Origin of the sequence: Paenibacillus sp. Soil787 (genome assembly GCF_001429545.1) — a bacterium.
Taxonomy (GTDB): Bacteria; Bacillota; Bacilli; order Paenibacillales; family NBRC-103111; genus Paenibacillus_E.
The window spans coordinates 60,222-74,605 of sequence record NZ_LMSP01000044.1; the positions used below are offsets into that span (position 1 = coordinate 60,222).

At 44.0% G+C, this 14,384-nt stretch carries 13 protein-coding genes; 8 read left to right on the forward strand and 5 right to left on the reverse strand.

Translation table 11 applies throughout. From position 1 onward, the window contains the following. Window positions 1–38: 38 nt before the first annotated feature. Entirely contained in the window at window positions 39–536 is a 498-nt protein-coding gene (locus tag ASG93_RS26475) for a metallophosphoesterase family protein (RefSeq protein ID WP_056837659.1), read from the forward strand. Between the two features lie 24 nt (window positions 537–560). Here the strand turns inward: ASG93_RS26475 and ASG93_RS26480 are convergent, their stop codons facing one another. Together ASG93_RS26480 and ASG93_RS26485 are read right to left on the reverse strand one after the other, a co-directional pair. Then, window positions 561–836: a MoaD/ThiS family protein gene (locus tag ASG93_RS26480; RefSeq protein WP_056836881.1), complete on the reverse strand. Its 276-nt coding sequence runs from the start codon at window positions 834–836 to the stop codon at window positions 561–563. Window position 837: 1 nt separating this feature from the next. After that, on the reverse strand, window positions 838–1,938 hold the full coding sequence (locus ASG93_RS26485; protein ID WP_056836883.1) for a WD40/YVTN/BNR-like repeat-containing protein: 1,101 nt from the start codon (window positions 1,936–1,938) through the stop codon (window positions 838–840). A 164-nt stretch (window positions 1,939–2,102) separates the two neighbouring features. Between ASG93_RS26485 and ASG93_RS26490 the strand changes: the two genes are divergently transcribed. The 5 genes from ASG93_RS26490 to ASG93_RS26510 all read left to right on the forward strand — a co-directional run bounded on the left by ASG93_RS26490 (window position 2,103) and on the right by ASG93_RS26510 (window position 7,252). Then, window positions 2,103–3,167, forward strand: a complete 1,065-nt coding sequence (locus ASG93_RS26490) for a YheC/YheD family protein (RefSeq protein WP_056836885.1) — start codon at window positions 2,103–2,105, stop codon at window positions 3,165–3,167. Between the two features lie 147 nt (window positions 3,168–3,314). Next, complete coding sequence (locus ASG93_RS26495; protein ID WP_056836887.1) at window positions 3,315–3,989, forward strand: response regulator transcription factor; 675 nt, start codon at window positions 3,315–3,317, stop codon at window positions 3,987–3,989. Next, window positions 3,986–5,404: a HAMP domain-containing histidine kinase gene (locus ASG93_RS26500; RefSeq protein WP_056836889.1), complete on the forward strand. Its 1,419-nt coding sequence runs from the start codon at window positions 3,986–3,988 to the stop codon at window positions 5,402–5,404. Before ASG93_RS26495 ends, ASG93_RS26500 begins: the two co-directional genes overlap by 4 nt. A 90-nt stretch (window positions 5,405–5,494) precedes the next feature. After that, a complete protein-coding gene (locus tag ASG93_RS26505; RefSeq protein WP_056836892.1) occupies window positions 5,495–6,112 on the forward strand; it encodes an undecaprenyl-diphosphatase in 618 nt (205 codons plus the stop codon). Between the two features lie 126 nt (window positions 6,113–6,238). Then, window positions 6,239–7,252, forward strand: coding sequence for an alkaline phosphatase family protein (locus tag ASG93_RS26510; protein ID WP_200984532.1), 1,014 nt, complete (start codon window positions 6,239–6,241; stop codon window positions 7,250–7,252). Window positions 7,253–8,590: 1,338 nt separating this feature from the next. On the opposite strand, the gene ASG93_RS26520 is transcribed toward ASG93_RS26510, so the two are convergent. After that, the gene (locus ASG93_RS26520; RefSeq protein ID WP_056837662.1) at window positions 8,591–9,094 is read right to left on the reverse strand and encodes a C40 family peptidase; all 504 of its coding nucleotides are present in this window, start codon (window positions 9,092–9,094) and stop codon (window positions 8,591–8,593) included. 179 nt (window positions 9,095–9,273) lie between these two features. Between ASG93_RS26520 and ASG93_RS26525 the strand changes: the two genes are divergently transcribed. Beyond that, window positions 9,274–9,972: a DedA family protein gene (locus ASG93_RS26525; RefSeq protein ID WP_056836896.1), complete on the forward strand. Its 699-nt coding sequence runs from the start codon at window positions 9,274–9,276 to the stop codon at window positions 9,970–9,972. 61 nt (window positions 9,973–10,033) lie between these two features. Here the strand turns inward: ASG93_RS26525 and ASG93_RS26530 are convergent, their stop codons facing one another. Then, window positions 10,034–10,801 carry a YheC/YheD family protein gene (locus ASG93_RS26530; RefSeq protein ID WP_056836898.1) on the reverse strand — a complete coding sequence of 256 codons (768 nt, stop codon included), beginning with the start codon at window positions 10,799–10,801 and terminating at the stop codon, window positions 10,034–10,036. Window positions 10,802–10,811: 10 nt separating this feature from the next. Continuing rightward, window positions 10,812–11,921, reverse strand: a complete 1,110-nt coding sequence (locus ASG93_RS26535; protein WP_056836900.1) for a glycosyltransferase family 4 protein — start codon at window positions 11,919–11,921, stop codon at window positions 10,812–10,814. Window positions 11,922–12,121: 200 nt separating this feature from the next. Between ASG93_RS26535 and ASG93_RS26545 the strand changes: the two genes are divergently transcribed. Beyond that, window positions 12,122–14,377, forward strand: a complete 2,256-nt coding sequence (locus ASG93_RS26545; RefSeq protein ID WP_056836904.1) for a type IA DNA topoisomerase — start codon at window positions 12,122–12,124, stop codon at window positions 14,375–14,377. The last annotated feature ends 7 nt before the right edge of the window (window positions 14,378–14,384 follow it).

The window sequence follows — 14,384 nt, forward strand, 5'->3', positions numbered from 1 at the left end:
AGTTCATGGCTAACAGATATAACGAAGGAGTGGTCCCTATGCGGATTGGCGTGATTTCGGATACACATTTATCACCACGTGTTCAGAAACTGCCTGATGCTTTAATTGCAGGTTTACAAGGTGTAGATCTTATTATTCATGCCGGCGACTGGGTGAGTGAGCACGTTGTTGAATTGGTTGAGCGAATCGCACCCTGTGAAGCTGTGGCCGGTAACAATGACGGATCTGACATTATTGAACGATTCGGCCTGAGGAAAATACTGACACTTGGAGACTACCGAATTGGTCTTATCCATGGAGACGGCTTTCGCAAAACGACAGAGGAAAGAGCCCGAGAAGCGTTCCAGGCCGAGCGGCCGGATATCGTCATCTTCGGACATTCCCATGTTCCATATAAGCAAATGATGAACGGAATTCTCATGTTTAACCCAGGCTCGCCTACGGATAAAAGAAGGCAGCCGCAGTACTCCTACGGCATTATAGAGCTCAGTGATATCATTCATGCGGAGCATATCTATTATGATAGCAAAGTTTAGCATCCGATATTTCGAAAACCTGTTTTACCCTCCTGAGACAGCTTGGAAAACGATAAGCTGATCACCTTGCTGCAGCGTGATATTTAAATCTTCCAGCCAAGCGATATTCGTGTCATTGTAATAAAGCAGGACATGTTTGCGGACTTGCCCGGTTTCGGTCCAAAGATGAACGCGCAGCAGGGGATAGCTCGATATTAGTTGATTTAGTGCTTCTTGTAACGTAAGCGCATCCAACTGGAATTTGACGTTTCCCCCTGTGCAATCACGCAGCAAGGAGGGGACGCTGACGGTAATAAGCATGCTAGTCCTCCAAAATCATTGGCTTCACAGTGAGGATTCGTGATAATTGTCCTGGCAGACGTTCCCAGCTTTCTCCACGATCCAGTGAACAGTAAATTTCACCTGAGGTTGTTCCAAAATAAAGCCCATAAGGCTCAAGAGCATCCACAGCCATCGCATCTCGCAGTACGCTGACATGTCGTTCTTCTTCTGGGAGAACATCCCCAATAGGCTTCCAGGTATTTTCACCGCGTGCCATTCTGTAAACAATTAGCTTGCCGTCACGCATAGAGCGTTGTTCACTGCTTTCAAGCGGGATAAGAAATAAATCACCTGTTGGTGAAATGGAAATCGGGAAACCAAACGGTGCATCGCCATCACGTAGTGTAAGGCCTTCCTCGATAGGATGCCAGCTGTCACCGCCATCGATGGATTTGAATACCCCGCTATGCTCCTGCATATAGAGAATATCGGAGTTCTCCGGGTCGAGCACCATCTTGTGCACACAGTATCCGACACGTTCATCAGGTTGACCTGTTGGTATTCGGTTCAGTCCGTTGTTACACGGCTTCCAGCTAATCCCACCGTCAAGTGTACGGAAGACACCGACAGCAGATATTCCAATCCACATACGCTGTGAATTACTTGGATCGATGAGAATGGTATGCAGGCACATACCGCCGGCTCCGGGAAACCACTCCGGACGTGTGGGGTGCTTCGTTAAACCATCTAACTCTTGCCACGTTTGACCGCTGTCTCGGCTAATGAATAATCCCGCTTCTTCGACACCCGCAAAAAGAGTATCAGGCTGAGACGCAAGACCAGGCACCAGCTGCCAAATACGGTTTAGGGAAAAACCACTTTCCTCGGAGTACCTCGGACTATCCGCAGTCTGTTCCCACGATTCACCGCCATTGCTAGACATTCGAATTGTCGCGCCATAAGCAGCATGTGAAGTTCCGGCATACAACGTACTTGCTGATCGTGTATCTCCAAGAACACTATAAGCTTCCCATCCTGGTAAAAAAGGTCCTTTCATGGACCAATTTCGTCTTTCCGTCGTTGAGGAATAGATGAAAATGCCTTTATTGGTGCCGACGAGCAGTTGAAAGCGCTTTGACATACGTGCCCTCCTTTAATTATACTCCTAGGTTAAGTTCGACAGATGGCAAATAATTCCTTCCCCGAAATTGTCATTTCCTTAGTTTGCTTAGGTATTCACCGTGTTTTCAAGAGTAAGAGGGACATACACTGTCATAGTTCTATTTTTCGAATGGCGGTGATTCGATGCGTACTACGGTAGGTATCCTATTGGACTTGGAAACTTATTTGGGTATTGCGAGAGGAAGAACAGGCACTGAACGCTTAGCCCTGTATAACAAAGCAGGAAAGATGTATGGGTTAAGGCCTTTTTATATGTGTTTACAGCAAATAAAAGGTAATTCTGCTTTGGGCTATTACCATGAAAATAATGCGTATAGGCTCGTTAGGCGTTCTATTCCTCGTGTGACACATAACCGAACCATCAGCTTATCTCCTTATTTAAGAAGAAAATTAAAAGAGCTTTCTCAATCGAGCATCGTTTTCAACAGGCAAAATCGTTACGATAAACATCGTATACATCAACTCTTACACACCAATTATTCGCTGCGTAAATATCTTCCTGATTCTATTAAATATTCGCGGAAAAATTTAGAAGACTCCATGAAGAAATACTTCTCGCTTTTCATCAAGCCAACAAATAGCAGTGTAGGTGACGGAATCATTAAAATATCCAAGCTGGAGGGCGGGGGGTGGAATCTGTATTGGATGAAAGGGAAGCCAAAGCCTGTATCGAAGAAGCAAGTCATTTCTTTCATTGCAAATAAAGTGGGTAAACAAAACTACATGATACAGGAAGCAATCCAGCTAGCAACTTACAATGAAAGGCCTTATGATCTACGTATATCGGTGCAGCGTGGAGGTAGCGGGCAATGGCAAGTTACCGGAATGATTGGGAAAGTTGCAGCTTCAGGCCGTCATGTGACTAATGTGGCAAAGGGAGGGAAAGTTAAACGGTGTGAGCAGCTATTTGAGTCAAGCCGTTTTGATTCCTTCCAAATGAAGCAAGAGTTACAGCAAGTATCTCTGGAAATTGCCCAATATATTGGCGTAAAATTGCCTAATATGGCTGACATTGGTCTAGATGTGGGCATTGATCAGGATGGCCAGATTAAATTGATCGAAGTAAACGGTAGAGACCAACGATACACCTTTAAAAAAGCAGGCCTAGATACGACTTTTTACCGTACTTATGAAACACCAATGCGATACGCAAAGTTTCTATTGAATCAATTAAACGTAACTGAATGATTAATTTGCCCCAGTCTTCTGGGGCTTCTGTATAAGAAAATATCCTGTTTTTTAAACTAGGTAGGGACTGATTACATGGGGAATTCTCACTATTTTCTAATCTATTTAGATTATACTTAGAGTAATAACGAGACAAGGGAGATATCGATGAAACGGGTATTGCTCATAGAAGATGAAAAAAACTTAGTTCGATTTATTCAACTGGAACTGGAACACGAATCGTTCGAAGTACAGACAGCTTACGATGGAAAAACCGGATTGGAATTAGCTCTTCAAGATCAATGGGACTTGATATTATTGGATATTATGCTGCCAGAGCTGAACGGAATTGAGGTTTGTCGACGTATTCGTGCAGCGAAGAAGACCCCAATCCTCATGCTGACAGCCAGAGATAGTGTAGTTGATCGCGTATCAGGCTTAGATAGCGGCGCTGATGATTATATGCCCAAACCCTTTGCCATTGAAGAATTATTGGCTAGAATTAGGGCTATTTTTCGTCGTATCGAACTTGAGGGGAACGACCAGCATAGTATGCTTACTTTTCAGAATATTCAAATCGATATGGACGCCCGTATGGTTTATAAAGACAAGCAAATCGTTGAGCTTACAAAGCGTGAGTTCGATCTACTAGTAATGTTCATGAAGAACCTTAATCTCGTTCTGACGCGCGATATGCTTTTGGATCATGTGTGGGGGTATGATTCGTTAGTGGAGACGAATGTTGTCGATGTTTATGTCAGGTATTTGAGGAACAAGTTAGATCAAGCTGGCGAGAATAGCTGTATTCAAACGGTTCGGGGAATCGGATACGTGATGCGATGATGAAACGAATATCTTATTTTATTCGGAAGCTTCCTATTAAATGGAAGCTCATGTTAGGGGCAACTACACTCATCTTCCTTTTATTCGCAACTTATAATTTCTCCCAATATCTAGTTCTCAAACAGTGGATGATGAATCAAGAGGAAGACAAACTTCAAGTTAGTATGGCGCAGCTTCAAGACTATCTAGATGAAAAATCAAATACAATGGATGCCGTACTGATAACTGAAGTTCGACCCTACATAGAAAAAATGATTGGAAAAAACCAATTAGTACGTATCATTGGGCAAAGTGGAGAGCCACTCCTGACAGTTTCAAATCATTTTGATGAAAAATGGGTTACACCTAGGACAGTGTCAGAGCCAGAACTATTTGATATCACCCCTCAAGAAGATCACATTCTCATTTATAGGAGTCCATTCATAACGGCAAAGTTTGTTGGAACCTTAGAGATCGCAAGTAATCTAGAAACGTTTGATCATTTTAGTCAGACGTTATTCTGGGTTATGCTGATCGGCGGGGTGTTGGCTGTTTTCATTAGTGCAATTAGTGGCTTAGCTATTGCGAGGCAATTGATGCATCCTATTCGGGCATTAGCGGGAACCATTCGAAGTGTGAAGGAGAAAGGGCTAACAGAGCGTGTTAGCAACATAGAAAATGGAGATGAATTATCCAGTTTAGCGCAGCTATTTAATGAATTGATGCATCAGCTGGAAATCTCTTTTCGCCAACAAAAGCAATTTGTAGAGGATGCCTCTCATGAGCTGCGGACACCAATAACCATATTGGAAGGTCACTTGTCCCTCTTAAATCGCTGGGGTAAATCAGATCCTGAAGTCTTAAATGAATCTTTACAAGCTTCCCTCCAAGAGACTAGGCGATTGAAAGGGATCGTTGAAGAACTTCTAACCCTAACAAGAGTAGAAACTCACCTAGATACTGAAATTTGTGAGCCCATTCCAATAGAACCCGTCATCCTAGAGACGCTCAAAAGATTTGAGGTTCTCAATCCCGATTTTGAAATTCAAGTGAATACGGTGAAAATAAGTAATGTCCTGACAGCTATAAGCCCGCTGCACTTGGAGCAAATACTGCTGATCGTTCTGGATAACGCGGTTAAATACACATTGCAAGATAGACGGATCGTTATTGAGGGGCTGCGCTTGATAAATGAAGTACAAATTACCATTGAAGATCATGGCATAGGGATACCGCAAGCCGAATTGTCTTATGTGTTTGATCGGTTCTATCGTGTTGATAAAGCAAGAAATCGCGAGATAGCGGGTACAGGACTGGGGTTGTCCATTGCCAAGCAATTCGTGCATAAGTATCAGGGGGAAATAACGATACGAAGCAAGGAAAATGAAGGGACCAAAGTCATTATTAATTTACCTATTAACCAAATTATTAAATAGTTCATTTCTCATTTTGTTCTCATCTTCATCATGTAAAGTCATTTCTAATGCTTTCGTTCGAGCATTCAGTATAAATGAAGGATGATGAAGATGAGCTTTACTCAGTTGGATTATCATTGGTTTCAACTCATTAATCAATTAGGAAATACCCTACCCGCACTAAACCCAATTATACGTTTGTTAGCTTCAAATGCGGAGTATGTGTTTTATCTCGGGATTATTGTTTATTGGTTTTCGAGACAAGATATCAAGCGTAGAATGGTAGCTGAATCAGTTCTGTCCGCATGTGTGGCCGTAACTTTCAGCGGTATACTTGCGCATTTCTTCTACCGAGATCGCCCGTTTGTCACACATAATGTCATTCAACTAATTGCGCATCCAGCCAATGCCTCCTTCCCAAGTGACCATGCCATTGGCGCTTTCGTCATAGCCACTTCCATTTGGATACATCGGAGACAAGATGGGAAGCTATGGCTTGCCTTAGCATCAGGCATTGCATTCTCAAGAGTTTGGACAGGGGTGCATTATCCATCGGATGTCGTAGGAGGCGCTGTGATTGGAATAGCTGCCGCGGTTCTCATACATCAGTTATTTAAGCGTTCGTCGCTTGCATTGGAATGGTTGACGAAACTCATCCATTGGTATGAAGCTGCCGAGTCCAGGATTTGGCGCAGGAACGAAGCGCCGCGTTCTACGGTAAACAAATGATGAATACCTTTTGGGCGAAAGACCGTAAATGGGTGATAATTATGGCTCTCAAGGAAGAATTTTATTATTGCCGTTTTGGCGTACATGCGTCCCTTTGATAGGCTGGGGATGAAGGGAGGACATCCATTGAAAAAAACGTACATGGCTGTATCGCTACTTATGCTAGTGGTGACAGCTTGTTCCAATCCGGATCAAGGTCGTGTTGCGACATCAACACAACAACAGACTCAAACAGCGACTCCCGCTGCATCGAAAGAGGCCTCCCCTGTAAATACGAATAAACCTGATACAAAAGAGGTTCCAATACCGAGACCGACCTTATCACCTTCACCAAGTCCTTTGTCCACGGCTTCAAGTCCACCGAAAGTGCTTAACGCGGCAGTTTCCGAAGGGGCTAAACCCGACCATGTTGTGATTGTGGTAGAAGAGAATCATTCTTATGAGAAATTGATTGGCAATGCGTCGGCCCCTTATATCAATGCGCTGGCTGGGCAAGGGGCATTCTTCACGCATTCCTATGCGGTAGCACATCCGAGTCAGCCTAATTATTTCGTCTTATTCTCAGGCTCGGATCAAGGTGTCAAAAATGATTCTTGCGGTCATGAATTTAAGGCGGCTAATTTGGCTAGCGAACTGGTTAAGGCAGGCTATTCGTTTGCAGGCTACTCGGAGGATTTACCTGCGATTGGTTCAACCGTTTGTACGAATCACCAATATGGCCGAAAACACAGTCCATGGGTGAGTTTCTCCAATGTTGCCAAAGAGAGCAATCAACCTTTTGACCAATTTCCAAAAGACTTCAGCAAACTGCCAACGGTATCTTTCGTTATCCCTAATCAGGATAATGACATGCATGACGGGACAATTCTTCCTGCAGATGAGTGGCTAAAAAAACACATTGGACCCTATGTAACCTGGGCTCAAAGTCATAACAGCTTGCTCATTCTAACGTGGGACGAAGATGATAATTCCAAAGACAATCATATCCCAACAATCTTTGTTGGGCCTATGGTCAAACCAGCCCAATATGATCAGCGTATTACGCATTTGAATGTCTTACGTTCGCTAGAAGAATTGTATAAACTGCCTTATATGGGCGGTACAGCTGAAGTTCCTGCAATTCAAGGTATTTGGAAGTAAAGATAAAACTAAATAACTCACCGTTCTTTAGTGCTGCCTTATTGAAATTCGTTTAGATACTAAATGGGTTTTTCTTAACATAATAGCGTATAAGTTTCGAGGTAGAGCATGAGGATACTTCCTTTCTAATTATTTTGGTGAATTTGGTAGTATGGAGAGAAGGAATACTAGCGCACAAAAATAGTGCGCAAGGTCGTCAGATCCATCGCGACCGGACGCTAGCGCACAAAAATAGTGCGCAAGTTCGTCAGATCCGTCGCGACCGGACGCTAGCGCACAAAAATTGTGCGCAAGGACGTCAGATCTGCCGCGACCGGACGCTAGCGCACAAAAATAGTGCGCAAGGTCGTCAGATTCGTCGCGACCGGACGCTAGTGCACAAAAATTGTGCGCAAGGTCGTCGGATTCGTCGTGACCGGACGCTAGCGCACAAAAATTGTGCGCAAGGTCGTCGGATTCGTCGCGACCGGACACTAGCGCACAAAAATTGTGCGCAAGGTCGTCGGATTCGTCGTGGCCGGACGCTAGCGCACAAAAATTGTGCGCTATCTCGTCAGATCCGTCGCGACCGGACGCTAGCGCACAAAAATAGTGCGCAAGGTCGTCAGATCGGTCGCCATCGGGCGCTAGCTCACAAGGTAGTGCTTCTTTCAAAAAATCCTATTGTAATTTTGCTTAATTTTAAGTAAATTATCCATTTATCAGGTTGTGAAGTACACACCGCATGCTCCGAGAATTCATTTCCGGAGCATGCGACTATTTTTTTTAGTTAGAGTGTGGTGTAGGAGAAGAAGCTTACTTCTTATTTATTGGGCCGCCGCGGAAAGGGATGTAATCATCGCTAAAGTGTGGGGAACGTGTATAAGTGACTTAATAGTGAGAAAACACGATTAGAATCGGAGGATCATGTCCGGAGCCTCCGTAAGTGCTCTAAGTAAAGTAGCATTTTGCGTCCTGAGAAGGCAGAAAAGGCTGTCTCGGAGGTACGAATGGCGCGAAAGTGTCGTGAGACGTCTGTCTCAGCTGTTGAGAGAAGGCGATTTGGCGAGTATTTCGTCCTGAGAAGTTATATAGGAAGCGTCTCGGAAGGGGAGAAGAAGCTTAGCCCTATTAAACTTGGAAAGCCAAGTTTTTTTGGTAGATAAGACTTCCATGCCGCGTTGCGGCACCACTGAAAGTATAAGTTTTATACTTTTGCTTCGATATTCTTATCATTCCCGGAAAAGCGGAGATCATGAAGAGAGTAAAGTCATTTAATGAAAAAAACTCCTTCAGATGGATATCTGAAAGGAGTTTTTTTGGTAGTGAGAATATAGGTGTACTAAGTGAATATCCGGCTTAGTTAATCACGCGGCGGGCCGTTTTATAATTTTTGCTCCACCAACCGGAATTCATATCGGAAATCGTTACGCCTGGCTTCCCGTATGTGTGAAGAACCTTACCATTACCCATATAAATTCCGACGTGATGAATAGGTGAATAGAAGAAGACAAGGTCTCCAGGTTTTAGCTGATTTCTAGGCACAAATGTACCTACCTGTGATTGCTGCTTAGATGAACGGGGCAAATTGATGCCATTCTTCCCAAATACATATTGCGTAAAAGACGAGCAGTCAAATGAACTGGTATTGCCTTTCTGTGCCCCGAAGTTGTACCTCACGCCAAGGTACCGTTTACCGGTAGAGATAACACTATTTGCTTTCCCAGACACAGCTGTTGAAGCTGCTGTTATAGAAGCTGCGCTTGCAGCATGTGCGGATTGAGGTGCCGCTATTAGATTAACTGATGCAAATAAGGATACACTAAGTGTAATTCCTAATAGCGATTTACTTAGGCGGTTCATATTCATGTTGTTCATGATTGGATGTCCTCCTTCAGGATCGTGTTTTAGGCTTTCACCTGGGATAACCTTAACACATCCAGAATGACCTATATATTACCAAGGATAGGGGAATACTAGGTCAAATCAGGCTTAGACGAGGTTTATTAGAAAATCATGAGAATCCAATGAGGTCAAAAACCTTGACAAAAAAACAAAGTGCTTGTATCACTTCTCATTTCGCTCTCATGTTCTTTTCACATTCCTATGGTACGATCATTATGAGGCAGGTGAAAAAAATGAATCATCATACTATGATCAATGTAATCACCCATTATGGGTATCCGGGTATATTTTTGTTACTATTCATTGGGATAGTTGGCATACCGCTTCCGGTTGAGATTATTCTGCTAGGAGCAGGATATATAGCATTAAAAGCTAATCTTCACATAGGTGGTATCATCGGCTTTGCTTGGCTTGGTGCTTGCGCAGGGATGACACTGAATTACCTGCTTGGACAAAGCATTGGATTAAAGCGAATCAGCAAGGTTACCAAGTGGATTAAGCTATCCGAGAACAGATTAGAAAAGTGGGCAGAACATTTCAAAAAGCATGGTGCCATTTTACTTTTAGTTGGCTATTATGTAACTGGGCTAAGGCATGCCGCCCCTTTCATTGCAGGAGCTACGAAAATGCGGTTCGCCAAATTCATGAGTATCTCGTACATTGGCGCATTGGCTTGGATTTTGGTTATTGTTCTTCTTGGTCAAAAGCTTGGTAAAGCGTGGCACCACATCTATGCACAATTCCATCATCCAATTTGGATTGTGGTCGCGGCTATCATTATTGGTCTTGGCTTATTAACTAAGATGATGGTACGGCAACGCCGATTAACTTCATAAAGCATAAAAAACCTCCAATCCCGCTATTTAAGTGGGATTGGAGGTTTTTACTAACCTTAGTTTACTTACGTTTTACGGGTAAGAATCGCCCGTTCGCTCTCGAATAGCGCAGTACTTTGAAGAACATTTTTTTATCTGTTAATTGGTTAAATATAAAGGGGTCAGGCGCTGTGTTTACTTCTAATACCCATGGCTTCAAATCTTTATCGATACCGATATCAATACCAAGTTCTTTAAATCCCGGATAAACCTTCTGGTATTGCATTGCGATTTGATATCCTAGATAGCGCAGGCTTTTGATATAATCATTTTTTTTCCGATTCTTCAAATAGGGAGCAAGTAATAATTCTAATGGCAGCGGTTTGCCGCTATTATGAAAGTTCGTTACTATTTTTTGTGGATGAGCAACTCGACCGATATAACCAGTAGCTTCCCAAGTTTTCTTAGGGCTTTTTTGAACCATAATGCGGGTGTCGAAAATCCGCTTTTGATGGGTTAAGAGATGAATGCCTTGCTGAACCAAATAGGATCTATTTAACTTGGCTTTGTTTAACGCACCATATAAACCTAAAAAAGTTCGAAAGGATTTCGCTACTTTTCCGGACTGAAATCGATAAGTCTCATTCTTCTCTACACGAATAACGCCCTGTCCGAAAGAGCCATTGATTGGTTTGATATAAACCATCTTATGTTTATTAAGCATGGCAAGCAGGTTCTCTTGACTGTAGATTCTTGTTTCCGGAACAAATTTGCGAAGTTCTTTGTTTAATAAGAGAACTTTTGTCTTTGCCCATTTGCTGCCTACTGTAGTAGCTCGATTCATTGACATAACAGCACCTCTACGTGGATATTTTCGTAGCATAAATCTTTTCTAATTTGCTTGCTGTGGCACGCCAACTAAATTTTCTCGCTACATCAAGTCGAGCTTGCCTTGCCAGTCTTTTGGCCTTAGAAGGGTCCTTGGCTAGCTTAATAATTTCTTTGGCAAAAGCCTCTGGGCTCCGATAATTCTTCACTAAAAGTCCGTTATGCTCATGCCGAATAATCTCAGGAATTCCGCCATTTCTGGAGGCGATCGCTGGAATGCCGGATGCCATCGCTTCTACATTCACTAAGCCAAAGGCTTCATGACCTTGAGACGGGCAGACGAAACAATCCCCAGATTGATAGAAACGTGGCATATGACTTCGTGAAACGTAACCCTTGAATGATACTGGGATTCGAAGGGATGAAGCTAATTGTCGCAAATATTGCTTGTAGCCTGGCTTCCCAGTTCCGCCGGCAATGTAAAGCCTCGCTGAAGGGATGGACTTTCTAACGATCTGTGTAGCTTTCATGAGTACGGGAATTCCTTTCCTCGGAATCAATCTGCCTGCAAATAGAATGACAAATGGACGGCGACCGCCAGTTGAATAGTTTTTCTCTTTGCGAGGATGGAATTGAGCGAGATCAACGCCTAGATGAACGTAACGAACCTTATGGCTGATTCCTGGAAAGTTTCGCTTCAGGTGCTTTTGCAGCGAAAGGCTATTGCCAATAATGCGATTAGCATCCTTGAGATCTCTTGCAGCTTGCTTTTTGGATGTCATCGGCGGGGATATGAATGTCGTTGAATGCAAAAAAACAGAGATGGGCGTATGTGGGAATACTTTTCTCACGGCATGCACAAATCTAGGGCGATTATCGATTTGAATCCTATCGTATCGATGCCCTTTGACTGTCTTAAGTACATTAGATAAATAAGCTTGTTTATTAGCACCGGGTACTCGAAGAATCGTGATATGACCCAAATGGCTTTTCTTCGGGTAGTTGGCGCGCAGTCGACTTATAATGGTCACTGTATGTTTGGGGGATATTTTTTTGGCAATTTGATATATACAATGCTCCACAGAGCCTCCGACGGGAGGAGGGACAGGGATTTGTTCGGGTGCAATAATCAGAATATGCATAATAAAAACATTCACCTCTTGGCTTCATTTGCTGTTTCCAGTTATCATATTCAGAGGAAGTGGATGGACTTGGAGTACAGTCTACTTACTAAAATAAAATTTTTCGATCGTTACCATATTGCAGCCATTTATAAAGTGGGATACACTGAGGCGACAGATTCTGATCTAATTAGAAAGTTCAATTAAGGAGCGATACTCTCTTGAAGACATTAATTATTGCGGAAAAACCCGATATGGGACGTAATATAGCCGCCGCAATAGAGCCCAAAGCCAAAAATCTCAGGTCCCATCTAGAGGGTGAACAGTACATCATCACCTGGGCGATCGGACACTTAATTGAATTGGCTGAACCTGATCAATATGATGATAAATATAAAAAATGGAACATTAATCACCTGCCGATTATTCCTGATGAATTTAAGTTGATTCCTAACCCGCGGACATACGATCAGCTTAAAGTGATAGCTGAGCTTGCGAAGAAATGCGACATGCTAGTCAATGCGTGCGATGCGGGGAGGGAAGGGCAGCATATCTTCTCACTTATTCAGCGGCATCTTGGACTGAAACAGCCTGTTAAGCGTCTCTGGATTTCTGATTTAACCTCGGAGACGATTCGAAATGGCTTCGCAACATTAAAAGACGGTGCTGAGTACGAGAATTTAACACGCGCCGCGCGATCGCGCAGTGAAGCAGATTGGCTAATCGGTATGAATGGCTCTCGTGCATTCACAACGAAGCATAATGTATTGCTTTCCGTTGGCCGTGTTCAAACGCCGGTTCTTGCGCTTATTTATGACCGTCAGAAGCAGATCGAAGCGTTCTCTTCGCTCAAATTTTATGAGCTGGAGGGGCACTTTACACAGGGAGAGACGACGTATAGAGGCATGTGGCAGGGAGAACGCATGACGGATGGACCTAAGGTCGAGGCACTTGCCGCCAAGGTCAAAGGGAAACCAGCACGAATCATTTCCTACGAAGTGAAAGAGACGAAAGAATATCCGTTCAAATTATATGATTTGACGCTGCTGCAGCGTGAGGCGAATGGGAAATACGCCTTCTCAGCGAAGAAGACGCTGGATACGGCTCAGGCACTCTACGAGAAGCATAAAGTCATTTCCTATCCTAGAACCAATTCCAACTATGTCACTGAGCAAAATATCCCGGAAATGCACAAGTCCCTATCTGCTTTACAAGGAACGGCTTACCATGAGCTAGTGCAGGGGGCAAACCGGAATCTGGTGCACAAAAATAACAAGTTTATTTGCAATCCGAGCAAAGTTGAAGATCACCATGCGATCCTTCCGACGAATCGCAAAGCTTCGGGACTGAGTCCGGATGAACAGAAATTGTACGATTTGATTGTAAGACGCTTCTTATCCCAGTTTTATCCTCCAGCTGAGTACAAGGTTCATACGGTTATGACCGAGGTAGAGCAAGAAATGTTTAAAACCACGGTTAAAGAGCTGCTCGAATTAGGCTGGAAGGTCATTTACGCCGATCAGAAAAAAGAAAAGGCGAAGAGTACGAAGGGTAAAGAGAAGGAAGAGGAAGAAGACGAAGAAGTTGAAGTAAATGAGCCTTTCTCGATCGACCCACAAGGGAATGTCCTTTGCCATGATGCGATAGTGAAGGAAAAGGATACGCAGCCGCCTAAGCATTTTAACGAAGGAACGCTGCTCAAAGCCATGGAAAGCGCCGGCAAGCAGATTGAGGATGAGGAGCTCCGCGATGCCATGAAGGATTCGGGACTCGGGACTCCAGCAACTCGTGCAGCGACCATCGAGCGTCTCAAGAAGGTTGGCTATATTGACATGCAGGGCAAGAAAATCGTACTGACCCAGAAGGGGCGAACAGTTGTTGAATTAATCCGCGGCGCTGGTATTGAGCTGCTGACATCACCTGAGATGACAGGGCAATGGGAGCGCAGGCTGAATGAAATCTCTCGCGGTACGGCTTCGGACGAGCAGTTTATGCATAATGTCAAAAGATTCGCAACCCTTATCGTCGACAAGGTCCGCGTGCAGGCTAGAGCTTCTAAAACAGCTTTCGAAGGCGAAACGCCTCCGGCTAGCGCACCTAAACGCGGTTCTGCACGATCGGGTGCGGCATCATCTGCAGGTGGGACTAAGACGGCAGCAGCAGCTAAGAAAGCGGCTCCTGCTAAACAAACAGATGGAGCTAGCGCTTTCCTAGCGACTTGTCCAAGACCTGGGTGCGGAGGCTCCCTTTTCATGGGTCGTAAAGGATATGGCTGCTCGCACTACAAGGAAGGCTGCAAATTTGTCATCTGGAAAGAAAGCTTTGGCCGGAATTTAACGGACGCTCAAGTTCAGGCGCTCGTAAACAAAGGGAAAACGACGAAGCTGAAGCTCGTACTTGCTGATGGTACGGCGGCGGATGGACGAATCGTGCTGAGAAATATCGATACGGGAGAGCTCGGTACGGAAACGGAGTGATCGGAGG

Excerpts from the sequence above, each read along its gene's own strand:
- ASG93_RS26475 (WP_056837659.1), top strand. The coding sequence starts at position 39 with ATGCGGATTGGCGTGATTTCGGATACACATTTATCACCACGTGTTCAG.
- ASG93_RS26480 (WP_056836881.1), bottom strand. The coding sequence starts at position 836 with ATGCTTATTACCGTCAGCGTCCCCTCCTTGCTGCGTGATTGCACAGGG.
- ASG93_RS26485 (WP_056836883.1), bottom strand. The coding sequence starts at position 1,938 with ATGTCAAAGCGCTTTCAACTGCTCGTCGGCACCAATAAAGGCATTTTC.
- ASG93_RS26490 (WP_056836885.1), top strand. The coding sequence starts at position 2,103 with ATGCGTACTACGGTAGGTATCCTATTGGACTTGGAAACTTATTTGGGT.
- ASG93_RS26495 (WP_056836887.1), top strand. The coding sequence starts at position 3,315 with ATGAAACGGGTATTGCTCATAGAAGATGAAAAAAACTTAGTTCGATTT.
- ASG93_RS26500 (WP_056836889.1), top strand. The coding sequence starts at position 3,986 with ATGATGAAACGAATATCTTATTTTATTCGGAAGCTTCCTATTAAATGG.
- ASG93_RS26505 (WP_056836892.1), top strand. The coding sequence starts at position 5,495 with ATGAGCTTTACTCAGTTGGATTATCATTGGTTTCAACTCATTAATCAA.
- ASG93_RS26520 (WP_056837662.1), bottom strand. The coding sequence starts at position 9,094 with ATGAACCGCCTAAGTAAATCGCTATTAGGAATTACACTTAGTGTATCC.
- ASG93_RS26530 (WP_056836898.1), bottom strand. The coding sequence starts at position 10,801 with ATGTCAATGAATCGAGCTACTACAGTAGGCAGCAAATGGGCAAAGACA.
- ASG93_RS26535 (WP_056836900.1), bottom strand. The coding sequence starts at position 11,921 with ATGCATATTCTGATTATTGCACCCGAACAAATCCCTGTCCCTCCTCCC.